The following is a 24595-nucleotide window of genomic DNA, read 5'->3' on the forward strand; positions in this document are numbered from 1 at the left end:
CACTAATAAATATTTTATTATATAGTTATCGTGTAAGTTTTTTAATGAAAAAAATTATTAATATCACTTACTACTACACCAATAAGGGAGGCTTTATGACAGATTTAAGCACATCAGTTTCACTCGTGAAATTATCCTTTTTATTTTTAGAAGGACTGTTGTCATTTTTATCACCTTGCGTTATCCCGATTTTACCTATCTATATCGGAATACTGGCTGGTAAAAAAGAGCAAAATGAACACGGTGAATTGGTTTTTAATAAACGCAATACCATTACAAATACATTATTCTTTGTCTTAGGTATTTGCTCGACATTTTTCATTTTAGCATTTGCAACAAGCTTTATTAGTATTTTCTTAAACGAAAATATTAAAACTTTGCAAATAGTTAGTGGAATACTTATTGTTTTTATGGGATTACTTCAACTTGGAGTTTTCAAAATCGGTTTTTTAAAACAAGAGTTTTCCATTAAAGATAAAGTAAAAAGAAAAGGTAACAAAACTACTCCAGTTTTAGCCTTTCTAATGGGCTTTACATTTAGTTTTTCATGGACTCCATGTATTGGCCCTATCCTAGCGAGTGTATTTTTATACGCTTCTAGCCATACGGGTATTATGAGTATAATTTTGGTATTAGTATATTGTTTAGGATTTATCTTACCATTTATTTTTGTAGCATTTTTCGCATCTACGTTATTGAGAATATTCAAGAAACATACTAATATTTTAAAATATACACAAATAATTTCAGGAATAATATTAATTATAATTGGTATATTAATACTAAGTGGTTCTTTTGTATCACTTATGAGATATTTTAATTAAAAAGGAGACTAACTTATGAAAAAATTATCACTATTAGGCGCTGCTTTACTTAGTAGCTCACTTCTTTTAACAGCTTGTTCAAAAGAAGAACCTAAAAAAGAAGATACATCAAACTCTTCTCAAGAAAAAAAAGAAGAGAAAACAACAACTCAGGCTTATAACTTTACTGTAATGGATAAAGATGGAAAAGAAGTTAAACTTAGCGACTTTAAAGGTAAAAAAGTTTATATCAATGTTTGGGCTTCTTGGTGCGGACCGTGCCTTCGCGAAATTCCAGAACTCGAAAAAGTTTATCAAAAAGTAAAAGCTAGAGAAGATATTGTCTTTTTATCTATTACTTCTCCTAACGATGAAGTCTTCAAAAATCAAAATCCTAGCGATAAAAGTAAAGATGTTATCCTAGCAAAAGCTAAAGAACTTAACCTTACTTACCCAGTGTTATTTGATGTTAACGATCGTTTCTTAATAAATTACGGAATCCGCTCATTCCCATCTCATATTTTTATCAATAGTGATGGTACTATAGCAAATAGATTCTCAGGTTCATTAACTGAAGAAAAACTTACTGAAGAACTTGGGAAAATGAAATAACATTAAACCGTGAATCTAGCTATTTTAGATTCACGGTTTTTATATATTATTAAAATGTCTACTACAATCGACTTACTATTTTTGGAGTTATCCAGTGTTTATTTAACTTCTTCTTATAACTCTTAATCGCATTATTTATATATTAGTTTACGTAACTCAGGAGAAAAACTAAGAACACCTAAGTCATATTCTTTACTAGATGGATATTTATTTAATATAGTTCCTAAATATAGACTTTCATCTCCATTAATCACTATTTTTACACTAACTCCTCCCATTGGATTCCTATGAGTATAATTATCATCTATTTTGTAACTTTTTATTTTACCCTTTGATGTTAGAGCTTTTTCGTCTAGTCCCTTCAACATTTTTTCTATAGCTGCTTTCCCTTCTTCTCCATGCGTTATACTTTTTACTCTATATTTATCGATTTGTATCATTCCAACTATCATCAGCACTATTATTGCTATTGTGGCTAATATCTTTTTCATTATTTTGACTATTTTCCTTTTTATTTTTATCTATTATACCTTACTTTTATCTTAATCATTTATTTAATCATAAAAAATAAGATACTACCTCCTTTTGATAGTACCTTTGTTTTTTAACATTATTATATTAAATATTTTTCAGTTTTTCCCCTATTTTACTATACTCCATTTACAATACGCTCAATTTTTTCAAAACAAACTCATCGAAGAAGTGTTCTTGAAGCACTTCATGTTCAAATTTTCGGTAATGAATAATCTCTTTATTCGGTAATAATTCCAATAATTTATCTTGGCATTTTTTCGGTGTTCTTACGTTAAGATGTGAGTAACCATAATAAACTTGTGCTTCTACTTCTTTTGCATAATTAAGAATATCTATTTCACTTAAACAATCTAACATATAGTCTTCTTTTTGTGGGAAATTACGATTATAATCTCGAATAGCTTCGTAAATCCCTATATCTGCATTTGTTTTAAAAATAGTTTCAAAATCTATATTTTGGGCGTTTGAGATAAATAATCTCGCTATATCTTTTGTTACTGCAGCTGCAACTAAGCCCATACTAGCTCCTTGTCCTATTCCTAAAACATTAATCTCTAATTCAGGAAATTCTTTTTTTAACGCCGCTACTAAATCTATTGCATCTTGATAAACAAAATTATAATATAATTCATCATTTTGATTGTTTAAAAATGGGAAATAAATTGAAGCTGGTTGTCTATTTTCACTTCGCCCTACTTGTCCTCGAACATGTAATGAAGCTACTGCATAATCAAGTATTGCGTATCTCCCCAGGTTAAGATAATCTTTTGGGGAAGCTTTGTAATCTGGTATTTCTATAAATAAACCTCGCACTTGTCCTTTAGGAACCATTACTTCTGCGTAAATTTTTGAATTATCTACTGCTGTATAGGTTAATTCATAGTAATCCAACCTTGGATGATTATCGGCAATTTTGTTAAAATTATATTCAAATTGTCTATTTTTTTCTAATTTCACTAGTTCTTATCCTCCTCTTAGATTTTCTACAATCTAGCATGCAGACTTGTTCTCTTTGCTAGTCTTCTAATAAAAATCTTGCCGTTTTTGTATTAAAGTCCGGTATGTTTTCGTGACCGTATTTTTTATACAAAACCAACTCTTTTTCACAATTCAAATTGTTATACACTGCAAGCTGTGTTTCTATCGGACAAATAACATCGATATTGCTAGCTCCAAATAGTACTTTCGACTTTACTCTCGGCGCAAAGTTTTTCGCATCTATATACGCTAATCTATTGAATAGTTTCTCATCATTTTCCCCTGTTGAACTGAACCAGCGTGTATAATAACGGATACTCTCATAGGCGACTAAATCTAGATCAAGATCATAAACTTTTTTCATATCAGATAAAAACGGATAAAGAATTATACATTTTTTTATGTCGTTCAAACCTGCGCACATTGTCGCAAAGCCCCCACCTTGTGAGCCACCAGCACAATTTATATTATTAGCATCTATCCCTTCAATATCTTTCGCAATACGAATAAGCAAGCACATATCAAGAATATTTTTAACATAAATCATATTATCCAACTCATCATCAATACCAGCAACTATATGCCCTGCAACAGTGGTTCCAAGAATACCACCTATATCTTGACTTTTTCCACCTTGACCTCGAAAGTCCATCGCAAAAACCGCATAACCTAACGAAGCATACGCTGTTTTTTCAAACCAGTTTCGATTACATCCTGGATAACCGTGGAAATATAACAAGGCTGGAATTTCACCATTACTCACAGGTTTTATAAATTTTGCATAAATACGCGCTCCATCAAAACTTGTAAAATACAAATCGTAGTATTTTACATTATCGAAGTTTGAAAACTCGACCTCTGTTAGCTCATAATCCAATGGCACACTATTTATAAATTCTAGCTTTTTATCCCAATAACTGTCAAAATCCAGAGGTCTACTCCAACTTCCTAAATATTCAGTAATATCCATAAAAACTCCTTTCTATTTCGTTCTGCAATTAAATTATAACCGCTTCTTACAAATATCACAATATCTAATTTATAAAAAACAGCCCTAAATATTTTAGGGCTGCCTTTTATTGTGTAAGTTTGTTATTTAATCAAATTAATTTATTATTTTGCTTCTTTTATGTATTCTTGATCTTTAGTATGAATAGTAAGTCCTGTGATATTTTTTGTAGATTTGAAGAAGAAACTACAAATATATCCGAATACTAATGAACTTAAGAATGAGAATCCAGAGAAGATGAATGGGCTTTGTTTTGCATAAGTTGTGTAGTCTTGGATATAGTAACAAACTAATCCTGCTACGATAAGTCCTAATAATGCACCAGCTCCATTTGCACGTTTAGTAAAGATACCTAATGCAAATGTTCCTGCTAGAGGCACCCCTAGTAAACCTGTATATTTAAGGAATAAATCCCAAGTTTCTTTTTGGTTAGTATTTACGAAGTACAATGCTGCGATTGTTCCTAATACCCCTGCTATGATAATAATAACACGAGCTAAAAGAACGTCTTGTTTAGCGTCTTTACTAGTACCGAAGAAACGTTGTTTAATATCAACAGTGATACAAGCTGAAATTGAGTTTAAGCTTGAAGAAATTGTTGATTGAGCTGCCGCTAAAATAGCTGCGATAACTAATCCAGCAACACCTGCTGGTAATGCAGTTAAGATGAAGTAAGGTACTAAAGCTGTTGTGTTAGCTGCTTTTCCTACTACTTCCGCGTTCATGAAATCCGGTAATTTTGTTACAGCATTTGCCCCTTTGTAGAAACTGTATAGAACTGTCCCCATTCCGTAGAAAATCGGAATAGTGATAAATGCTAATAATCCGTTTGTCCAAATTGATTTGTTAGTTTCTTTAATAGACTCTGTAGTACTATAACGTTGAACAACGTCTTGAGAAGCTGTATATTGTTGTAAGTTATTAAAGATTGATCCTATAAAGATAATTGGAATAGTTGACGCTGTAAATGACCAGCTGAATTTTTGTGCTGTAACGATTTTACCGTTAGCAAGAGCATCTGTTGCAACATTTCCAAAACCACCTACTTGGTATACCCCAAGAATAATAACAAGAATAGCTCCTCCAAGTAAAATAATTCCTTGAATAACATCTGTCCAAATAACCCCTTCAATACCTCCCATAAACGAGTAGATAACACAAAGTATACCGATTGCCGCACATACTAAATATGGGTTAACTGTTGACACTGAAGTAATTGCAACTGTTGGTAAATAAACTACAATCGCAATACGCCCAATGTGGAATAATGAGAACAAAACACTTCCAATAACACGCATACTTGGGTTGAAACGTTCTTCTAAATATTCATACGCTGTCGTTACATCTAATTTTCTAAAGAACGGAACATAGTAATAAATTAATATCGGAATAATCGCGATAATCGCAACGTTCCCTGCTGCATATGTCCAGTCTCCATTAAATGCTTTTTCCGGCGTCGCCATAAATGTAATGGCAGATAGCGTTGTTGCATAAATTGAAAATCCTACTGCCCAAGAAGGAACCTTCCCTCCAGCTTTGAAAAACGCCTCTGTACTCTCCCCGGCTTTTTTAGTGAAATACATACCTACTCCTAGCATAGCTAGTAAATATATTGCTAAAACTATACTGTTTAACGTACCAAATCCTACTTTATCCATGGTACCTTCCTCCTATTTTTTAAAACATATTTACTTCCAGGCTCTTCGCCTTATATTTTCCCCTTAACCTATTTACTCCTGCATTAATAATTAAAGATTGTAATCTTTAACTAATTTTTCTACCTCTGCTACTTTTGCTGGGTCGAATACTTTCATAGGTTGTTTACAGTAACCAGCATCGATACCTTTTACTTTTAAGATTTCTTTTAGAGTTTGGTATAATCCTAGTTCTAAAACTTTTTCAATTACATCGTTAGCTTGATGTTGAAGTTCATAAGCTTCTGCAACTTTACCTTCTTTAGCAAGTTCAAAGATTTTTTTACTTGTTTGTCCATTTACGTTGTAAGTAGAACCGATAGCTCCATCTACTCCTGTAATAGCCGCTTGAACTAGCATTTCATCAAATCCAGACCAAATAAGTTTATCTGGGAATCTTCTTCTAAATCTTTCAAGTTGATAGAAGTCAGCCGCTGTGTATTTAACACCGATAACTTTTTCATCTTCAAATAATTCAGCAAATTGATCTAAACTAATTTTAACCCCTGTTAAGAAAGGAATGTAGTAAAGAATCATGCTGTTGTCTGTTGCATCAATAATTGTTTTGTAGTAATGTTTGATTTCGTTGAATGATAATGGATAGTAGAATGGAGTAACTGCTGATAATGAGTCATAGCCTAATTCTGTTGCATATTTAGCAAGTTCTACCGCTTCGTTTAAGTCTAACGATCCAACTTGAGCGATAAGATTTACTCTATCCCCTACTACTTCTTTTACAAATTTAAAAATTTGTTTCTTTTGAGCAGTGTTTAATAAGAAGTTTTCCCCACTACTTCCATTAACATATAATCCATCAACCTTACTAACGTTGATATTGTGCTCGATTACTTGACGTAATCCCTCTTCTTTTACCTCACCATTTTCGTCAAATGGGATAAGCAATGCTGAATACAGCCCTTTTAAATCTTTCATTATAAAAACCTCCGTTATTTGCTTTTTAGCTTTTTATTTAACACATTAAATTTTAATACAATTATATTGTAAAACGTTTACTTTTGTTTGTCAAGCCAAAAATTCTAATTTTTTATTTTTTTTAAAACCCTTTAGCACCTTATATTGATAAAGTAGTATCCACTATTACTTCACTTCCATAAATTGCCTTTTAGGTATTTATCTCTCATCGCAATATAGAAGTTAATTATTTAACACATTAAAACACTTTAACTCTTTAAATACTTTTTAGCTATCCCCCCTCTGACGTTAATTAGGCATAATAAAAAGCAATGACAAACATCTCTTTGCCATCACTTTTCTCTATTCTATGATTAAGGGTACTTATCTATCGTAACTTCCTATAAGCAGCATATCCCCATCTAACCGACAATCGCTACATTGAGTTGTTAGAATAAAACTATCTCCTTTTTTAATATCATACACAGTATCTTCTACCTTAATACGACCTTGACCTTCTAACACTGTGAATAAATTCCCTGTATCGTTCTTTGTTAACTCTGCCTCTCCTGATACTTCGATTTTATAAACACCAAAATATCTTTCTTCTGCAAGTTGCGTTACTTTTATATTTCCAACTTCGTAAACTTCTTGCTCTAGTTGGACTTTTTCAAAAGGAACCGCAGTTACATCTTTTGTTTTTTCTATATGTAGTTCACGTTTGTTACCATCTTTATCCGTACGGTCATAATCATAAACTCTATACGTTGTATCAGAATTTTGTTGCACTTCATAAATTAAGTTCCCTGCACCTATTGCATGTAAAGTTCCCGCTGGGATATAGAAGAAATCACCTTTTTTTACCTTTTCTCTAATAAATAAATCATCCCATTTTTCTTCATCGATACCACGAGTGAACTCTTCTTTCGTTTTCGCTATATGACCATAGATTAATTCTGCATTTTCTTTCGCATCAAGAACATACCAACATTCTGTTTTCCCTAATTCACCATTTTCATTTACACGTGCATAGTCATCTTCTGGGTGAACTTGCACAGATAGGTAATCACTTGCATCTAAAATTTTTACCAACAATGGAAATTTATCGTATTTTTTCTTAGTAAAAAGTTCCGGTCTTTTCTCGTAGGCTTCTTTTAATGTTAAACCTTTTAACTCACCATTTTTTATTAAAGAGCTACCATTTTCATGAGCAGCAATTACCCATGCCTCACCTATATTTCCTTCAGGAATATCGTAGTTGAATTTCTCTAGGTTTCTTCCTCCCCATATTCTTTCAGCAAATACAGGTTCTAAAAATATTATTGTATCCATAACTATCTCCTTACCATAAATATTCTCTATATTTCATCACATTGATATAATACCATAAAAAAACTATATTAGCTATTCTGTCTCTACCCTTATTTACTAAAACACACGACTTCTAATATTTTAACGATTTATTTAGGCTTCTATATCAGTGATTTTTCTTTCCTTAATCAAAAACTAAAGAAACTATTTCTATTTTTTTATTTTTATGTTAATATATCAATGAAAAACATTTTAAAAATAAACATAATAAAGAGTCTTTGGCTATAAGTCCTTATTTATAAACAATTTATTTAGGCTCTGAAATTAAGAAAGTAGGTATTATATGTATTTAGGAATAGATATTGGTGGAACAAGTATTAAATTTGCTGTTTTTGATGATAATTACAAAATTATCCATTACGAAACTTGTAAAACACCTGATAATGTAACAGTAAAAATCACTGACGAAATGTTTAGAATCGCTAGCAAAATCCGTGAAAGCTATAACTTCAACGCAGCTGGAATCTCAGCCGCTGGGGTAATCGATAATATACACATGGAAGTTATTCGTGCCGCTCCAACTATTAAAAACTATGTAGGTACAAACTTCAAAAAAGATTTCGGAGATCGACTAGGAGTAGATGTTTATGTTGATAACGACGTAAACTGCGCGCTTCTTGGTGAGCAATGGTTAGGTGGAGCAAAAGGTCTTGATGAAGTATTTTGTATGGCATTAGGAACAGGTATCGGTGGAGCTTACTACTTAAACAGCTTACCATTCGGTTCTAACTTCGGTGTTGGAGAAATCGGGCAATCTGTATATGATGTTGAAACTGATACAACATATGAACAACGTGCGTCTACTATCGCGCTTGACCGCAAAATTAAAGCCGAAATGTACGACGGTCTTAGCGTTATCGAATTTTTCGATCTTTGTAAACGTGAAGACACTAACGCCCTAAAAATTCTTAATGAGTGGTTATACGAAGTAGCTCGTGGTATTGTTAATCTTCTTTGTATTTTAGATCCAAAATATATTATCATCGGTGGTGCGGTTTCTGCTCAAGGAGATTATCTTCTTAACAAACTTGAAGCAAAAGTAAGAGAACTACACCCGATAAAAATTAACAAAACTAAATTCTTAGCTGCTGCACTTGGAAACGACGCAGCTCTATACGGTGCTATAAGCCCATTTGTTAAAAAATAAATTAATTGAAGAAGAAACTTAAATCCTAGATTTAGGTTTCTTTTTATACTTATAGCTTCCTCTTTTTCTCATTTCAAATAATCTTTTGTTAAATACACCAACATTTCTTTATATCTTCTCAAAAAATTTTTATTAAAAATTTCTATTTTATCTTTACAAAATTTCCTTTAAATGATATTATAAAATTAAATTAACACATTAAATTTTAGGGGATTTTATTTATATTATTAACTAGGAGGTTTACTTTTGAAAAAATACGAAAAGATTATTAATGACATTATTTTAAAAATACAAACTGGTATGTTTAAAGAGGGAGAACAACTTTATACAGAAAAAGAAATCAAAGAAATTTACAACGTAAGTAGTACGACTGCTGTGCGAGTTCTGAATGAGTTGGAAACTGCAGGATATATTTTTAGAATCCAAGGTAAAGGAAGTTTTGTTAATAAAACATTAGTTAATAAAAAAGTCTACGTGACAGAAAACAACAACTTCCACAAACACTTTAAAGAATCTGTTTCTGAACATTCTGACGTTATAGAAGCGGAAATTATTCAGGATAAAGAACTTTGTGCGAAATTAAAAATTAAAAATCAAAAATTACTGAAAGTTGTACGTATCAAATATATCGGAAATGTTAGTTGGGCTCATCAAACTAACTATATTCCACTTAAATATTTACCAGATATCAATATAGCTGATATAGATGGATTCAAAGAATTGGCAACAATGATTAGAAAAAAATATCGTATCGATATTCACCAAGAAAAATCTAAAAAATACATGAAAGTTGTAGTTGATCCACCGAAAAAAGTTGCTGACTTCATCGCAAAAGAAGGTGAGCCTTGTTTCGAGTTCGACAGATATACTTATTTTTCTGACGGAAATATCTTTGAATATGTGAAAATTTATATAAACTATAAATACTACAGCTTAACAATTAAAGATTAAAAGGATACTTGAATTTAGGGTTTTCCCTATAACTAAAAATGTTTAATCCTACAAATATATGTATATTTAGAGTATTAAAGCAATCAGGACAGGTAAATAGAGTAAAAAGAAAAGGTCTTGTAGTCGCAGATGAAAAATATAATGTAAGACTATAGATTTTAAGAAAAGAAAATAAATGTTGATTTGGTTATATGAATTATGAATAAAGAAAAAATCTGGTTCTATAATAAATACGGTTGATAAAAAAAATCAACCGTATTTAAATTTTATAAGAATATAGAAAAGAATGTAAAATTCCTATATAATTTAAGTGCATACAAAATCGAAAGGAACTTTACATTCATATGCCTAATTATAACAAATATCATAAAATAACTCTACAAATAACCGATGAAAATATAAATATTCTAGATAAAATAAATCAAGTAAAAATTAATAACCAAATATATCTTATTTATTATGGTGTACTGTCACATTCTCCTAAAACTTGTCCTCATTGTAATCAAAATTCTCCCTGCCTTATAAGAAAAAATGGTCATAGAAGAGTAAAGCTTAAAATGCCTTTTATCTCTGATAAACCTGTCATTCTTTTCCTAGATAAGCAACGTTTTATATGTAAAGTCCGTAATAAGTCCTTTGCAACTCAGACTACCGAAGTTAGAAAATATTCTAATACTTCTAAAAATTTAAGAGCTGGTATATATAATTAAAAAACTGTCTAATCAGTTAACTATGAAACAAATAGCCAAATCCTACGCTATCTCTACTAATACTGTATGGAGAGTACAATGTGAACTCTCTAAAACTCTGGATAGACCTACATCATTACCTGCATACATGTGCTTTGATGAGCTTTCATCTACTTCTGATAGTGTGAGTAATATGAGTTTTGTCTATTCTGATGCATTGAACCATCAAATACAAAACATACTTCAAGGTAGAACAAATAATATTATAAAAAATTACTTTTTGTACTATTCTTACAAAGAACGTTGTGATGTTAAAGCTATAGTCATTGATATGAATTCAGGTTATAAGTGTCTTATTAGGGAACTTTTCCCTAACGCTAAAATCATTGTCGATAGATTCCATATTGTTCAACTAGTTAATAGAGCTTTTAATAAATATAGAATATCATACATGAATAGCATTAAAGATAAAGATAAAGACTTATACAGGCAATTAAAATACTATTGGAAAAATCTTCTTATGAAATACGATGATCTAGATAACTCTACTTAGAAGATAATATTGTGAACTATTTGATTAAACAAGATTCTGCACTTTATAAATGTTATTGGCTTGTTCAAGAGCTTAGAGAAGCTCTTGAAAAAGATGATTTTAATAAGTTTAATACTTTGGTTAATGATAAATCTACTTTACCTGGATATATGTTTACGGCTATTAAAACTCTTAGAAAATATAAAAGACAGATTAAAAATACTATGTATTATAATGGATTATCAAATGGCCCTTTGGAGGGGATTAATAATAAGATTAAAGTTATTAAACGTATTTCTTATGGATATAGATCTTTTTGTAACTTTAGAGGTAAAATTCTTCTTGTTTTTAGTCTATTTTCTTCTTCTAATACTGATAAAAAACCTAGATATTCTAAAGAAGAACGTTTAGCTATTCTTGATAAAAGGAAAGAATTAAAAGTAAAACGTAAGAATAAGAAAAAAGCTATACTATTTAGCATAGCATAGCTCCTTCCTTATTTTTCTTCATCAACCGAATTTGACAAAGAACCATTTTTCTTCATCAACCGAATTTGACAAAGAACCAAAATTATTAAAATAAATTGTTATATTTTATTTTAATTTTTTCTTTTACGATAATACAACACTGTTCCTAAAGCTGCTAGTACAACTCCTAAACCTGTAACATCTATTCCAGCTAATCCTGTATTCGGTAGTGGAGAATTATTATTTGGCTCATTTGGTACAGAAGGATTATCTGGTGGTGTAACTGGTGGTGTTGGTGGTGTAGGATTATGAGTTTCGTTTGTTGTGTACTCATTTTTACCATTATTTACTTTCGCTACATTGTCAATTCGTTGTCCATTAACGTCATCGTTTACTTTGACTTTGAATTTGAATGTGAAACTTTCTCCGTTTTTAACATTTCTATTCCATGTTACTGTTCCATTTTCGTTTCTTCCACCGTCTTCTGCTGATACAAATGTTGTATATGCCGGTATCTTATCTGTTACAGTTACATCTCTGTCTTCACCTGTTGTGTTTTGGTATGTAATTGCGTATGTTAATTCTTGTCCCGCTTTTACTTCTTGTCCGTCTATATTTGTTGTTGTGTTTCCTGTATAGACTTCTTTCTTAGGCTCTGGATTTGTTGGATTGTGCGTTTCGTTTGTTGTATACTCGTTTTTACCGTTGTTTACTTTCGCTACATTATCCACTTTGTTTCCATTCACATCTCCGTTTACTTTGACTTTGAATTTGAATGTGAAACTTTCTCCATTTTTAACATTTCTATTCCATGTTACTGTTCCATTTTCGTTTCTTCCACCGTCTTCTGCTGATACAAATGTTGTATATGCCGGTATCTTATCTGTTACAGTTACATCTCTGTCTTCACCTGTTGTGTTTTTGTATGTAATCGCGTATGTTAATTCTTGTCCCGCTTTTACTTCTTGTCCGTCTATATTTGTTGTTGTGTTTCCTGTATAGACTTCTTTCTTAGGTTCCGGATTTATTGGATTGTGCGTTTCGTTTGTTGTATACTCGTTTTTACCGTTGTTTACTTTCGCTACATTATCCACTTTGTTTCCATTCACATCTCCGTTTACTTTGACTTTGAATTTGAATGTGAAACTTTCTCCATTTTTAACATTTCTATTCCATGTTACTGTTCCATTTTCGTTTCTTCCACCGTCTTCTGCTGATACAAATGTTGTATATGCCGGTATCTTATCTGTTACAGTTACATCTCTGTCTTCACCTGTTGTGTTTTTGTATGTAATCGCGTATGTTAATTCTTGTCCCGCTTTTACTTCTTGTCCGTCTATATTTGTTGTTGTGTTTCCTGTATAGACTTCTTTCTTAGGCTCTGGATTTGTTGGATTGTGCGTTTCGTTTGTTGTATACTCGTTTTTACCGTTGTTTACTTTCGCTACATTATCCACTTTGTTTCCATTCACATCTCCGTTTACTTTGACTTTGAATTTGAATGTGAAACTTTCTCCATTTTTAACATTTCTATTCCATGTTACTGTTCCATTTTCGTTTCTTCCACCGTCTTCTGCTGATACAAATGTTGTATATGCCGGTATCTTATCTGTTACAGTTACATCTCTGTCTTCACCTGTTGTGTTTTTGTATGTAATCGCGTATGTTAATTCTTGTCCCGCTTTTACTTCTTGTCCGTCTATATTTGTTGTTGTGTTTCCTGTATAGACTTCTTTCTTAGGCTCTGGATTTGTTGGATTGTGCGTTTCGTTTGTTGTATACTCGTTTTTACCGTTGTTTACTTTCGCTACATTATCCACTTTGTTTCCATTCACATCTCCGTTTACTTTGACTTTGAATTTGAATGTGAAACTTTCTCCATTTTTAACATTTCTATTCCATGTTACTGTTCCATTTTCGTTTCTTCCACCGTCTTCTGCTGATACAAATGTTGTATATGCCGGTATCTTATCTGTTACAGTTACATCTCTGTCTTCACCTGTTGTGTTTTTGTATGTAATCGCGTATGTTAATTCTTGTCCCGCTTTTACTTCTTGTCCGTCTATATTTGTTGTTGTGTTTCCTGTATAGACTTCTTTCTTAGGCTCTGGATTTGTTGGATTGTGCGTTTCGTTTGTTGTATACTCGTTTTTACCGTTGTTTACTTTCGCTACATTATCCACTTTATTTCCATTCACATCTCCGTTTACTTTGACTTTGAATTTGAATGTGAAACTTTCTCCATTTTTAACATTTCTATTCCATGTTACTGTTCCATTTTCGTTTCTTCCACCGTCTTCTGCTGATACAAATGTTGTATATACCGGTATCTTATCTGTTACAGTTACATCTCTGTCTTCACCTGTTGTGTTTTTGTATGTAATCGCGTATGTTAATTCTTGTCCCGCTTTTACTTCTTGTCCGTCTATATTTGTTGTTGTGTTTCCTGTATAGACTTCTTTCTTAGGTTGTGTATGTGGTGTAAAATTCCAATATCCTATAAAGTGAACATCCGCCCCTTTTACTACTTTTTGGTTTTGGTCATAATTTTTAAATTCCCAAATACCATCTGTTGTTACAACACTTGTTTTTGTAGGCATAACCGGTTTTGCTACTGTTCCATTTTTAAGTCCTTTTACTGCCCCTGGCGTTAAGTCAATTACTTCTTTTGGTAAATCTTTATTAGGAACTAAGCTCTTAAATTCATGAGTTTGTTTGTACAATAACTCCGTTTTCACATAATTCGAATGTAATTCCACATTATCAACAATCATTGTAACGCGGTTTTGGATATCTTTTCCAGAATTTTTAATCTTATCATTTGTTTTTGTATGATATTTGATTTCATATTCCTTCCCTTGTGATGATCGACCTAATAGTTCTTTATTAATAATTTCTACAACTACCGTTTGACCATTTTTACTTATAGAGTAATCTTTCTCAAAAGTTAGTGTTCGTCCCTCAAGTTTAACATCTAAACTTTTGAAATCAAGTCTTTCATCAAATGTATCGGACATTTTTAGACTACGAAGATCACCTATTACATCAATTCCGGGCCTTGGCGATGTGAATTTACCAGTATAAGTGATTTCTTGATCTTTTTCAGCTGGTATAGTTTCTTGATCAACAGTTTTTTTAGGTGCTTTTTCTGGTAACTCTGTATAGAAACCAAACAATCCGCCACTTACAGCAGCACTTGTATAAGAAAACTGAATAGTATTGTCAATTGACCTAACTGCAAAACCTGTTTCGTTGTGTTCTTTCCATTTTTCTTCTGTAGTAATGTTCCTACTGTGTTCCCAATATGTCCATCCACCTTCTTGTAATTCTGTCAACTTATTAGCATTATTCATAACTAATTTATCTATTTTAGTCTCAGGTTGACTAAGCCAGAATTTTTCTTTTACGCCTGTATTACTGTTTGTTACATCAATATCCGATGGTTGCATAACAACTTTAAGATCCATAGGAGTACCATCTGCATATTTATATGTTACTTTTGTTGCTACGCTAATATTAAATGCACGCTCAAGGCTATATTTAAGGTTCGGGTGATTAGGCCAAATATAATCTTGAATTTGGATAGACTTTTGTCCCCAGTTTTCATCAACTGTTAAGAACGGAACTGCAGTTTTGCTAGAATCTTTAAATGCAGCATCACCACCACCGTTATCATTAGATGAACGAATAAATCTTGCTTCTAAAATATCAATATAAACATCTACCTATTTACCATTTACTGTTCCTGCATTAAAAAATTTTAATTTAAGTGGATTACTAAATACCTGTTCCTGTCTTCCTTTTGATTTATCAATTTTCATTAGAAATACAGTTGATTTAGTCCATTTTCTTCCACTTGAATCAGTGTTTGGCTCAACAATACCTTGTATAACTGAATCACCTCTATTAATAATTTGCATATTCTCTTGTTTAAGTGAGAATTGATACAATTGTAATTTTGACAAATCTAAATCTGTCTTTACTCTTTCTATTCTGTTTTGCTGGGCATGGGCATCTTTTGCCTTAGCTGTATTGCTGGTAGCAAGACTACTTACAATACTCCAAACAATAATGCTCAAAGCCATAAACATTTTGAGTAAAATATTTATCTTTTTCTTCATTAAATATAATATCCTCCTTAAAGTTACTTTTATAATAGTTGGAAAAACAAATTTTTAAATACGGACTGACCCAATTTCTGTATTAAAAAATGACTACTTCCCACTATAAATTATAACATTTTTAGAAAAAAAATCTACCTACAACTGAAATTAATGGAATAAAAAAGAGTAAAATGTTTATCTTTTTTCATTAATACAATATTCTTCTCAATAATCACTACAATATTTTTGAAAAACAAGTCTTTTAATATACGTTCTATAGTTATTATTTTTCAATAAATTTATATTTAAAAGAACCCTCAACTTCTTAATAGAGAGTTCTTATTTTTTGTTTGTTTACAAAAAATAATTATTGTTATTAACAATAATTACCTGTAGAACTATAAAAAGTTATTTATTTAAAATATGAGTTGTAAATGATATAAAAAACATTGGTGGCTACTATTAAAAGACACAGATGAACTACCAGTCGATATAATATATAAATGATAATACAAAAACAATTTATACTAGAACTAGTAAAAAAACTATAGATTAAAAATATCTTGTGTAGGATATAAGGAAAAACATAAAGAAAAAAGATTATGATAAATTTAAAGAAATAGTACATGAGGAAAGAACATTACCTATATGTATAAGAAAGTCACTTAATACATCTAGAAAGTATTCTAGTTATATTGAAAATACGATATCATACCCTAAATATACAAATGGTTATTTAGAGGATATCAATAATAAATTAAAATTAATAAAACAAGTAGCGTTCGGTTATAGGAAACTTAAAAACTTTAAAATAAGAGTATTACTATATTAGCTCTTTGTCAATAGATGTGGATAAAAAAATTTATAAAAAAATATTTTTTCACTTTAAAAACACAAAAAAGGCTATAAAACAACCATTTACAACCTTTTTTATTTATCTTTACATAACTAAATAAGCCTACCCATTATCGTTTTTGACTTTTATTGACTAATGATAACCTTTTGTAGGCTTTTTAAATATTTAATTTCAAATATTTAACCTGCCCTTATTTGTGTATTTTCATTATTATATAAGTCCTTTTTCTTAACTTTATAATTTTGTCTTGTTACTGTATTAATATTATTTAAATAATTAAATCTCATAAATAAACGTGTTCTTAGATTGTAAAAATTTTTATACCCACGACCATTATTTTTTATTTTCTGAATAGTACGATTATTTGCTTCTACTTTAGCATTATTATATTGTGGATATAACAATGCATTAATAATATACTCTTGATATTTTGTATATGTTTTTTAATATGGATTTTGTTCTTTTGGTAGTTCTATATTCTTTATTATTTAACAATTTTCTAAATGCTGCTACATCATTATCATTAAATATATTTAATACATCTTGATACAAATAGTACATTAATTCTAAATCTTTTGAATATGACAAACATTCTTTTAAAGCTTCAAAGTCTGTATTAATTCCTATATATACCCTATATTTTTTGTACTTGAATTCTAATCTATTTACTTTATCATAATTTTTTCTTAATAAATTTCTTGATTTGTATAGTAGTTTATATTCTCTGCTATTAATACTATATTTCTTTTGTACTTCATTTCTAATTGCATTAATCGCTGTTGACACTAACTTAATTAAATGAAATCTATCTACTATTATCTTAGCTTGTGGAAAGTGTTTTTTAGCTAACACAATATAACTATCCCACATATCAGTCACAAAAAATTGTATATCATTTTTAGCTACTTTGGTATATTCATTAAAATAATCATCTAAATAATACTTTCTACTTGTAATAATAAAGTCTTTTAATCTATTTTTCTCCGGTTTTATAAACATCATCCAATAGTTTGTTTATTTCTTGTTTTATCTCTTTTTCATACTTATTCTTTTCTTCTTCTGTTGCGAGCCTACTACCCTTATCTCTACCTTGATCTATAACGCTGTCTATTATACTCATATCCCTATCGAAAATTATGAGATTGCGATACCCATTTATATATACATATATTTTTTACTATCTGTAGGCAATTGAATAATGAATTTTGTTTCTCCTTTGGTTCCCAGTTTTGGAATCCTATCCATCATTTTTAAATCATAATCATCTACTTGATAGCCTGCTTTTCTTATTTGTTCAGCGTATTTTGTTATATTCATCAACCTGTCTAATTATTCAAATTCATTACCTTTATTGTTTTCTCTAGTTAAGACTTTTGGAGCTTCTAATACATCATACAAAACGACTATTATTAGGACTACCATAAATAGTAATAATGTTACTTTGAAAAATCTACTCAACATTCTTAAATTTACCTCGTATTTATCTAACACTTCTAATGACCTTTGGATATCTTCTTTGTTTATCCCTGATGATATTCTTTCTGATACCTTATTCGGAACTACTACCTTTCTTCTACTACCTTTTCTGAAAAATAAAGTGCTGTAGTCTCCTCTTCTATTAAAACCGAATAAAAACATGTTTTATCTTTCTCGCTATACTGTCCTCTTATATCCAACCTTACTTTCCCTTTTAATATATATATTACCTAATTAGATTATTTTACTATAATCTCTATCTGTCATCTACTTTTCCTTCAAATATATTATTTCAATCTTTCTTTTTTCTTTTTTGACTTCTCTAAATTTCACATCCCCTCTATGAAATCCAAAACGTAGTTTATCTCCTAACTTATTTTCACTAAGGTGCATAGTTATAGTGTCATTTATCTCGACTGTTATCCGCCAAGTTTGTGCTGCTGTATTTGGTTTTTCAAAACTCAAAAATTTTACCTTCTTTATCTCGCTTCCTTCTACCAGCTCTACATTATCCAATATATATTGCACTACCCTATCTTGTTCATATGTACTTACTTCTTCTTTCTTTTAGCATCCAACTAATATTATAATTATTAACGCACTTAATATAACTAATATATTCTTTTTCACGACTTTCTTCCTTTCTATTTCCCATCCACCTTATTATAGCATACTTTTTATTTTTCTTTTTGCATAAAAATAGAGCTTAGTTTATTCGAAATATTTTATCACCTGAAAAATCACCTCATCTAAAATCTTCCTTTTTAATAGCATATCCAAACAAAAAAGACTTTACTCTTAACTGATAAGAATAAAGTCTCATATTTATTTATTTTTCCCAAGCGCGTCCTTCAACGTAGCTTGATTTTTTATAATTTTGTTTTATCGGTTTACTTGGCATAACTATTACTAATAAAAAATATAGTAATATCGGACTTCCAAAAGAAAAGATACTTGCAATTAAGAATAACGCTCTTAACAAACTTACACTTATTCCGAATCTCTCACCAAGTCCATTGCATACACCGGCAATCATTGCACCATTATAAACTTTATATATTTGTTTTTTTTCTAGAAATTCAAGGAAATTATTCCACATTCTATTTAATGACTCTATCATAGCAAACTCCTCCTCGCCATAACTTTTACACTTATAATTTTTCATTTATCTACTTTAGTGAGCTTATTATATATCCGAAACTTAAAATAAAGTTTATAAATTCTACTACTTGCTTTGCTAGCTTTGACATATTTACTCTCTTCGCTAAAATTATACACCTAAAATAAATACTAATCAATATTTTTAACACATTTTCTATTTGAATATCTGTATAGATGTTAAACATTTGTTACAAAAATACATTAAAAAAAATATTTCTTTCCTAATGTAGCTTTAACCTAATGATTTTGCTTGCACTCTTTTAATACTTCATTTGGACTCTTAAAGCCTAGTACTTTTCTTGATATGTTGTTGTATCTTGTATTGTATTTCTTTATTGACCTTAACAGTTCTTCCTTGCTTTTAAATTTCTTGTCTGCATAGTACTTGCTGTCAAGCCTGTGGCTTCTTTCCACTTTTCCATTCTCCCATGGCGAATATGGACGGGTTGTCCCATACTCTATCCCCTTCTCCTCCAGTTTCAGCTCAAACAGCGTTTTCTTATCACTTTCAGAATTTGTGAACTCTTTCCCATTGTCTGTCTGAACTTTCTTTATGTCAAATCCCAGCTCCTTTTCCAAGTTCTCTAGAAACTTTGCAGTCTGATAGGTGCTTTTTTCATCTGCTATTCTTAACACTCTTTTTCTTGTATATTCATCTAATGCCGTTATTTGATAATACTTCTGGTCACGTGTGCCAAACTGTATGCATTCTTCCGGAACATATTTTATGTCTATCTGTACTCTATCCCCAGGGTACTTAGCCTGTTCAACCTTCTTTTTTCTTTTATGCTGCTTTTTAAGCTTTTCTTTGGCATTGCCCTTTATTTTCTTTGTTATCTTGCACATTGAATCGTATGTACGGCTGTAGCCTTCCTTTCTTGCTTTGACATAAACTTCTGCCAGCTCTTCATAGCCACATTTCCTGTATTTTTTCATAACCAGTTCTATTTCTTCTTGCGTGTGCTGGTTTGGGTGGCTCTTAGGTCTTCTGCTTTTTGGCAGAAGAGACTGGACTGTACCGTCGTATCTGTCTCTCCAACGTTTTATCTGCTGACGTGATGTCTTATACTTCACTGCTGCCTTTGAATTATTATGTTTTATTGCATACTCAATTGCCCGTTGACGAACACGGTATATTTCTGATATATCACTCATATGAAAGGCTTCTCCTTAATGTGATTTTGGTTGGCTTACATTATATCAGAAACCTTTCTTTTTTTGTATATTCTTGTCACATATGTATTATCTCACAACATTTCTTAGAATAGACTTTTTAAGTTTTTTAATAAAAAATACCTTATTCAATCTAAGAATAAGGATTTTTTATATCATTTCTACAAGTTTGTAAATTGCTATTTATTAAAAGGTATTAAGTCATTTTCTATTTATAAATTATAATATTGTAAACTTCAACCTATTTTTTAAAATTCTATTTAACTTTAAAAAATTTCAATCTTAAAGCATTCCCCAAAACTGATACTGAACTAAATGACATTGCAAAAGCCGCTATCATCGGATCCAATTTTGGTCCATTGAAAAATGCATAAAATATTCCAGCGGCAAATGGTATTCCAAGTACGTTATAAAATAATGCCCAAAATAGATTTTCCTTTATATTTGTGATTGTCGCTTTACTTAATGATATTGCACCCGCAACATCTCTCAAATCGTTTCTAATTAAGACAATATCAGCTGATTCTATCGCAACATCTGTTCCATTTCCTATCGCAATTCCAACGTTTGCCTGAGCCAGTGCTGGTGAATCGTTAATTCCGTCTCCAACCATTGCAACAAATTCATCTTTTTCCTGAAGTTCCTTTACTTTTTGAGATTTCTGATAAGGCAGCACTTCTGAAATTACATCATCTATTCCCACTTGTTTTGCGATAAATTTGGCAGTTTTTTCGTTATCTCCAGTTAACATTATTGTCTTGATTCCCATTTTTTTCAGTTTTTCTATAGCTTCCTTGCTTGTTTCCTTGATAACGTCTGCAACTGCAACAAGTCCCACCAATTCGTTATCAATCGAAATGTACATTGGCGTTTTTCCTTCATTCGACAAAATATCATAATCTTTTTGAGAAATTTCCACATTGATTTTTCGATTTTCCATCAATTTTCTATTTCCAATTTGAACTTCCTTGCCTTCAAATATTGCACGAATACCGTAACCTGGCATTGCCCTAAATTTTTCATACGGCTTAATTTCAATATTTTTCTCTTTTGCCTTGTTTACGATTGCTTCTGCCAATGGATGCTCTGAATCATTTTCCACACTTGCAGCGATTTTTAACAATTCATTTTCATTATATTTCCCATAAGCAATCAAATCAGTCAGTACAGGCTTTCCTTTCGTAATCGTACCAGTCTTGTCAAAGACAACAGTTTTAATTTTATGTGCTCTTTCAAGGGCTTCCCCGCTTTTTATAAGAATACCGTTCTCAGCCCCTTTTCCAGTTCCAACCATTATTGATGTAGGTGTTGCAAGTCCCAATGCACACGGACACGCAATTACAAGTACAGCGATAAAAAACGACAATGCAGTAACCAATCCACTTCCACTTAGAAACCAAGCAATCCCTGTAATTATCGCAATCCCAATAACAATTGGCACAAAATACGCCGACACAATATCTGCCATTCTAGAAATAGGAGCCTTTGACCCCTGTGCCTCCTCAACCAGCTTTATAATTTGTGACAAAACTGTATTTTTACCAATTTCAGTCGCCTCAAATCTGATACTTCCATTTTTATTTATACTTCCTCCAACAACCTTATCTCCAACTTTTTTGCTTACTGGCAAACTTTCTCCTGTCAACATTGACTCATCAATCGAAGTCGCCCCTTCCACAATCCTTCCATCCACCGCAATTTTTTCTCCCGGCTTCACAATAACAATATCTCCAACTTTCAAGTTTTCAATCAGAACCTCCTTTTCCGCTCCATTTTCAATAATTTTAGCCTTTTTAGGTTGAAGTCCGATAAGTTTTTTTATTGCCGATGAAGTTTGACCTTTTGTTTTTGCCTCCAGCAGTTTTCCAAACAAGATTAACGTAATAATTGTACCAGCCGTCTCATAATATAAATCCATATGTGCTTCAGGGTCTACAGTTACAATTCTAAAAGTTGCGTAAATTCCATAGAGTACCGCCGCTGTTGCCCCAATAGCAATTAATGAATCCATTGTTGGAGATTTTCTTACTAAATTTTTAAATCCATGTAAAAAAAAATCTCTCCCAGCATAAATAATAGGCAAAGTCAACACAAACTGTGCCAACGCAAAATTAAGCGGATTTACCTTAGGATTCAAAAATTCAGGAAGTACTGCCCCAAGCATATGCCCCATCGAAATATACAAAAGTGGAACAACAAAAATAATTGCCAAAATTAATCGATTTTTCAAGCTTTTTATTTTCTCTTGATAAAGTTCCATCTTTTTATCTTCTATCATATCCTCAACCAGTCCATACCCAGCCGACTCCACTATTTCCCTAATTTTATCAAAATTGTACTTCTTCTCATCATATTCAATATTCAATTTTTCAGTTGCAAAATTAACTGAAGCATTAATATCATTATTTTTATTAAGTGCCTTTTCCACAGCATTGGCACAAGATGCACAGCTCATTCCAGTTACTGTATAGTTTTTTTCTGCCATAATCTTTTCCTCCTTCATTTAGTACACTATATCTTAAATATGCTTATGTCCGCTATGTTCGCAATTACACTGCCCCTCCACACAATCACACAAAACTTCTTTCACAGCCGTTTTCCTCTTTTTCTCAACAGCCTTTAAAATCAAATCCAAATCATCAAAACTCAGTTCACTGTTCTCAATAACTTTTCCTATCATTTCTCCAACTTTCGTTTTACAAATTTTATCAAAAGTTTCTAATATATAACTGTTAGCAACTTCCTTTTCTGTAAAATCTGTCGAATAAATATACTTGTTCCCAATTTCCCTCTTTTTCAAAATATTCTTTTCCAGCAGCCGATTCAATAGCGCCTTTATTGTAGCCTGTTTCCAGTTCATTTTCTCACAAAGCACCTCTGCCACAAACTTGCTCGTAACTTCGCTATTTGCCCACACAACTCGCATTACTTCCCATTCTGCATCGGTTATATGCTGTTTTTTATCGATTCTGCAATTTTCTTTCACATTCTTACCTCCTTTAATGTTTACGTTTGTAATCGTTTTGTATTATACAGTTTACAACAGTAATCGTTTTTTGTCAAGTATTTTTTTGTATAGATGTCAAACATTTGTTACAAAAATACATTAAAAAAATATTTCTTTCCTAATGTAGCTTTAACCTAATGATTTTGCTTGCACTCTTTTAATACTTCATTTGGACTCTTAAAGCCTAGTACTTTTCTTGATATGTTGTTGTATCTTGTATTGTATTTCTTTATTGACCTTAACAGTTCTTCCTTGCTTTTAAATTTCTTGTCTGCATAGTACTTGCTGTCAAGCCTGTGGCTTCTTTCCACTTTTCCATTCTCCCATGGCGAATATGGACGGGTTGTCCCGTACTCTATCCTCAGGGTACTTAGCCTGTTCAACCTTCTTTTTTCTTTTATGCTGCTTTTTAAGCTTTTCTTTGGCATTGCCCTTTATTTTCTTTATTATCTTGCACATTGAATCGTATGTACGGCTGTAGCCTTCCTTTCTTGCTTTGACATAAACTTCTGCCAGCTCTTCATAGCCACATTTCCTGTATTTTTTCATAACCAGTTCTATTTCTTCTTGCGTGTGCTGGTTTGGGTGGCTCTTAGGTCTTCTGCTTTTTGGCAGAAGAGACTGGACTGTACCGTCGTATCTGTCTCTCCAACGTTTTATCTGCTGACGTGATGTCTTATACTTCACTGCTGCCTTTGAATTATTATGTTTTATTGCATACTCAATTGCCCGTTGACGAACACGGTATATTTCTGATATATCACTCATATGAAAGGCTTCTCCTTAATGTGATTTTGGTTGGCTTACATTATATCAGAAACCTTTCTTTTTTTGTATATTCTTGTCACATATGTATTATCTCACAACATTTAACACGTTTTCTTGAATATCACTATATTTTTGAACTTTTTCGTAACAATGAACATTTATATATCTTTTACTTTTTCTATATAGTATAATAAATTAGATATTAATTGATAGTGAATATCAAATAAGGGCATAGATCCCCTATACGAAATAAGTTTATTCTATGTAATTAAAATTTTAAATACTGGTATTTATAATTTTTAAACTATATTTTGCAATATAAGTCAGCTAAGCTTTACTATATTTGTTTAAA

The 24595-nt window shown here is 31.3% G+C and carries 27 protein-coding genes and 1 pseudogene; 8 read left to right on the forward strand and 20 right to left on the reverse strand.

What is annotated here, in order from left to right; translation table 11 throughout:
* The first annotated feature begins 95 nt into the window (after nt 1-95).
* Both DQN46_RS08110 and DQN46_RS08115 read left to right on the forward strand, forming a co-directional pair.
* Nucleotides 96-824 (forward strand): cytochrome c biogenesis CcdA family protein, encoded by a 729-nt coding sequence (locus DQN46_RS08110; protein WP_040461818.1) that lies wholly within the window; start codon nt 96-98, stop codon nt 822-824.
* A gap of 15 nt (nt 825-839) precedes the next feature.
* Nucleotides 840-1415, forward strand: a complete 576-nt coding sequence (locus tag DQN46_RS08115) for a TlpA family protein disulfide reductase (protein WP_004633725.1) — start codon at nt 840-842, stop codon at nt 1413-1415.
* 131 nt (nt 1416-1546) lie between these two features.
* Here the strand turns inward: DQN46_RS08115 and DQN46_RS08120 are convergent, their stop codons facing one another.
* The 6 genes from DQN46_RS08120 to manA all read right to left on the reverse strand — a co-directional run bounded on the left by DQN46_RS08120 (nt 1547) and on the right by manA (nt 7874).
* Entirely contained in the window at nt 1547-1906 is a 360-nt protein-coding gene (locus DQN46_RS08120; RefSeq protein ID WP_004633726.1) for a DUF1310 family protein, read from the reverse strand.
* Nucleotides 1907-2075: 169 nt separating this feature from the next.
* A complete protein-coding gene (locus tag DQN46_RS08125; RefSeq protein WP_111743660.1) occupies nt 2076-2906 on the reverse strand; it encodes an acetylxylan esterase in 831 nt (276 codons plus the stop codon).
* Between the two features lie 58 nt (nt 2907-2964).
* On the reverse strand, nt 2965-3897 hold the full coding sequence (locus tag DQN46_RS08130; RefSeq protein ID WP_111743661.1) for an acetylxylan esterase: 933 nt from the start codon (nt 3895-3897) through the stop codon (nt 2965-2967).
* Nucleotides 3898-4040: 143 nt separating this feature from the next.
* A complete protein-coding gene (locus tag DQN46_RS08135) occupies nt 4041-5594 on the reverse strand; it encodes a sodium:solute symporter family protein (RefSeq protein WP_111743662.1) in 1554 nt (517 codons plus the stop codon).
* A 90-nt stretch (nt 5595-5684) separates the two neighbouring features.
* The gene (locus DQN46_RS08140; protein ID WP_004633735.1) at nt 5685-6563 is read right to left on the reverse strand and encodes an N-acetylneuraminate lyase; all 879 of its coding nucleotides are present in this window, start codon (nt 6561-6563) and stop codon (nt 5685-5687) included.
* Between the two features lie 363 nt (nt 6564-6926).
* Entirely contained in the window at nt 6927-7874 is a 948-nt protein-coding gene (gene manA, locus DQN46_RS08145) for a mannose-6-phosphate isomerase, class I (RefSeq protein ID WP_111743663.1), read from the reverse strand.
* 322 nt (nt 7875-8196) lie between these two features.
* On the opposite strand from manA, the gene DQN46_RS08150 reads away from it, so the two are divergent.
* From DQN46_RS08150 to DQN46_RS08865, 5 genes are all read left to right on the forward strand, one after another.
* A complete protein-coding gene (locus DQN46_RS08150; RefSeq protein ID WP_111743664.1) occupies nt 8197-9060 on the forward strand; it encodes an ROK family protein in 864 nt (287 codons plus the stop codon).
* Between the two features lie 246 nt (nt 9061-9306).
* Nucleotides 9307-10011 carry a GntR family transcriptional regulator gene (locus DQN46_RS08155; RefSeq protein WP_111743665.1) on the forward strand — a complete coding sequence of 235 codons (705 nt, stop codon included), beginning with the start codon at nt 9307-9309 and terminating at the stop codon, nt 10009-10011.
* A 344-nt stretch (nt 10012-10355) separates the two neighbouring features.
* Entirely contained in the window at nt 10356-10721 is a 366-nt protein-coding gene (locus DQN46_RS08160) for a transposase family protein (protein ID WP_111743666.1), read from the forward strand.
* 22 nt (nt 10722-10743) lie between these two features.
* Entirely contained in the window at nt 10744-11253 is a 510-nt protein-coding gene (locus DQN46_RS08860) for a transposase (RefSeq protein WP_111743667.1), read from the forward strand.
* A gap of 11 nt (nt 11254-11264) precedes the next feature.
* Complete coding sequence (locus DQN46_RS08865) at nt 11265-11720, forward strand: transposase (protein WP_170120644.1); 456 nt, start codon at nt 11265-11267, stop codon at nt 11718-11720.
* 110 nt (nt 11721-11830) lie between these two features.
* Here DQN46_RS08865 and DQN46_RS08175 read toward each other — a convergent pair whose 3' ends face one another.
* Complete coding sequence (locus DQN46_RS08175; RefSeq protein ID WP_224207450.1) at nt 11831-14473, reverse strand: SHIRT domain-containing protein; 2643 nt, start codon at nt 14471-14473, stop codon at nt 11831-11833.
* Nucleotides 14474-14485: 12 nt separating this feature from the next.
* Nucleotides 14486-15820 (reverse strand): annotated as a pseudogene (locus DQN46_RS08890) (Sgo0707 family adhesin); the annotation flags it as partial.
* A gap of 634 nt (nt 15821-16454) precedes the next feature.
* Here DQN46_RS08890 and DQN46_RS08920 point away from each other — a divergent pair.
* Nucleotides 16455-16634, forward strand: a complete 180-nt coding sequence (locus tag DQN46_RS08920; protein ID WP_425250635.1) for a transposase — start codon at nt 16455-16457, stop codon at nt 16632-16634.
* 203 nt (nt 16635-16837) lie between these two features.
* Here the strand turns inward: DQN46_RS08920 and DQN46_RS08870 are convergent, their stop codons facing one another.
* The 12 genes from DQN46_RS08870 to DQN46_RS08230 all read right to left on the reverse strand — a co-directional run bounded on the left by DQN46_RS08870 (nt 16838) and on the right by DQN46_RS08230 (nt 24243).
* On the reverse strand, nt 16838-17062 hold the full coding sequence (locus DQN46_RS08870; RefSeq protein ID WP_050782404.1) for a transposase: 225 nt from the start codon (nt 17060-17062) through the stop codon (nt 16838-16840).
* Nucleotides 17063-17066: 4 nt separating this feature from the next.
* Nucleotides 17067-17660 (reverse strand): transposase, encoded by a 594-nt coding sequence (locus DQN46_RS08195; RefSeq protein WP_111743671.1) that lies wholly within the window; start codon nt 17658-17660, stop codon nt 17067-17069.
* A complete protein-coding gene (locus DQN46_RS08795; protein ID WP_224207414.1) occupies nt 17632-17778 on the reverse strand; it encodes a hypothetical protein in 147 nt (48 codons plus the stop codon). Before DQN46_RS08795 ends, DQN46_RS08195 begins: the two co-directional genes overlap by 29 nt.
* Before the next feature lie 35 nt (nt 17779-17813).
* The gene (locus tag DQN46_RS08800; RefSeq protein ID WP_231120318.1) at nt 17814-17978 is read right to left on the reverse strand and encodes a hypothetical protein; all 165 of its coding nucleotides are present in this window, start codon (nt 17976-17978) and stop codon (nt 17814-17816) included.
* Nucleotides 17979-17987: 9 nt separating this feature from the next.
* Entirely contained in the window at nt 17988-18296 is a 309-nt protein-coding gene (locus DQN46_RS08805) for a hypothetical protein (protein WP_224207415.1), read from the reverse strand.
* A gap of 105 nt (nt 18297-18401) precedes the next feature.
* Nucleotides 18402-18662, reverse strand: a complete 261-nt coding sequence (locus DQN46_RS08205; protein WP_004633753.1) for a hypothetical protein — start codon at nt 18660-18662, stop codon at nt 18402-18404.
* Nucleotides 18663-18963: 301 nt separating this feature from the next.
* A complete protein-coding gene (locus DQN46_RS08210) occupies nt 18964-19254 on the reverse strand; it encodes a PspC domain-containing protein (RefSeq protein ID WP_004633756.1) in 291 nt (96 codons plus the stop codon).
* Nucleotides 19255-19532: 278 nt separating this feature from the next.
* Nucleotides 19533-20450, reverse strand: coding sequence for a DDE-type integrase/transposase/recombinase (locus tag DQN46_RS08215; protein WP_111743672.1), 918 nt, complete (start codon nt 20448-20450; stop codon nt 19533-19535).
* A gap of 274 nt (nt 20451-20724) precedes the next feature.
* Nucleotides 20725-22971, reverse strand: coding sequence for a heavy metal translocating P-type ATPase (locus tag DQN46_RS08220; protein WP_224207416.1), 2247 nt, complete (start codon nt 22969-22971; stop codon nt 20725-20727).
* A gap of 15 nt (nt 22972-22986) precedes the next feature.
* Entirely contained in the window at nt 22987-23454 is a 468-nt protein-coding gene (locus tag DQN46_RS08225; protein WP_004633763.1) for a CopY/TcrY family copper transport repressor, read from the reverse strand.
* Between the two features lie 155 nt (nt 23455-23609).
* Nucleotides 23610-23786 carry a hypothetical protein gene (locus DQN46_RS08895; RefSeq protein ID WP_317988047.1) on the reverse strand — a complete coding sequence of 59 codons (177 nt, stop codon included), beginning with the start codon at nt 23784-23786 and terminating at the stop codon, nt 23610-23612.
* The gene (locus DQN46_RS08230) at nt 23764-24243 is read right to left on the reverse strand and encodes a helix-turn-helix domain-containing protein (protein ID WP_197712502.1); all 480 of its coding nucleotides are present in this window, start codon (nt 24241-24243) and stop codon (nt 23764-23766) included. The genes DQN46_RS08895 and DQN46_RS08230 overlap by 23 nt, the downstream gene beginning before the upstream one ends.
* Between the last annotated feature and the right edge of the window lie 352 nt (nt 24244-24595).

Source organism: Gemella morbillorum (assembly GCF_900476045.1).
Classification (GTDB): Bacteria; Bacillota; Bacilli; order Staphylococcales; family Gemellaceae; genus Gemella; species Gemella morbillorum.

Bases quoted from the DNA above. Each gene is read 5' to 3' on its own strand.
- DQN46_RS08110 (WP_040461818.1), top strand. From the start codon at position 96: ATGACAGATTTAAGCACATCAGTTTCACTCGTGAAATTATCCTTTTTA.
- DQN46_RS08115 (WP_004633725.1), top strand. From the start codon at position 840: ATGAAAAAATTATCACTATTAGGCGCTGCTTTACTTAGTAGCTCACTT.
- DQN46_RS08120 (WP_004633726.1), bottom strand. From the start codon at position 1,906: ATGAAAAAGATATTAGCCACAATAGCAATAATAGTGCTGATGATAGTT.
- DQN46_RS08130 (WP_111743661.1), bottom strand. From the start codon at position 3,897: ATGGATATTACTGAATATTTAGGAAGTTGGAGTAGACCTCTGGATTTT.
- DQN46_RS08135 (WP_111743662.1), bottom strand. From the start codon at position 5,594: ATGGATAAAGTAGGATTTGGTACGTTAAACAGTATAGTTTTAGCAATA.
- DQN46_RS08140 (WP_004633735.1), bottom strand. From the start codon at position 6,563: ATGAAAGATTTAAAAGGGCTGTATTCAGCATTGCTTATCCCATTTGAC.
- manA (WP_111743663.1), bottom strand. From the start codon at position 7,874: ATGGATACAATAATATTTTTAGAACCTGTATTTGCTGAAAGAATATGG.
- DQN46_RS08150 (WP_111743664.1), top strand. From the start codon at position 8,197: ATGTATTTAGGAATAGATATTGGTGGAACAAGTATTAAATTTGCTGTT.
- DQN46_RS08160 (WP_111743666.1), top strand. From the start codon at position 10,356: ATGCCTAATTATAACAAATATCATAAAATAACTCTACAAATAACCGAT.
- DQN46_RS08860 (WP_111743667.1), top strand. From the start codon at position 10,744: ATGAAACAAATAGCCAAATCCTACGCTATCTCTACTAATACTGTATGG.
- DQN46_RS08175 (WP_224207450.1), bottom strand. From the start codon at position 14,473: ATGATTGTTGATAATGTGGAATTACATTCGAATTATGTGAAAACGGAG.
- DQN46_RS08195 (WP_111743671.1), bottom strand. From the start codon at position 17,660: ATGATGTTTATAAAACCGGAGAAAAATAGATTAAAAGACTTTATTATT.
- DQN46_RS08795 (WP_224207414.1), bottom strand. From the start codon at position 17,778: ATGAGTATAATAGACAGCGTTATAGATCAAGGTAGAGATAAGGGTAGT.
- DQN46_RS08805 (WP_224207415.1), bottom strand. From the start codon at position 18,296: ATGTTTTTATTCGGTTTTAATAGAAGAGGAGACTACAGCACTTTATTT.
- DQN46_RS08210 (WP_004633756.1), bottom strand. From the start codon at position 19,254: ATGATAGAGTCATTAAATAGAATGTGGAATAATTTCCTTGAATTTCTA.
- DQN46_RS08215 (WP_111743672.1), bottom strand. From the start codon at position 20,450: ATGAGTGATATATCAGAAATATACCGTGTTCGTCAACGGGCAATTGAG.
- DQN46_RS08220 (WP_224207416.1), bottom strand. From the start codon at position 22,971: ATGAAGGAGGAAAAGATTATGGCAGAAAAAAACTATACAGTAACTGGA.
- DQN46_RS08230 (WP_197712502.1), bottom strand. From the start codon at position 24,243: ATGAGTGATATATCAGAAATATACCGTGTTCGTCAACGGGCAATTGAG.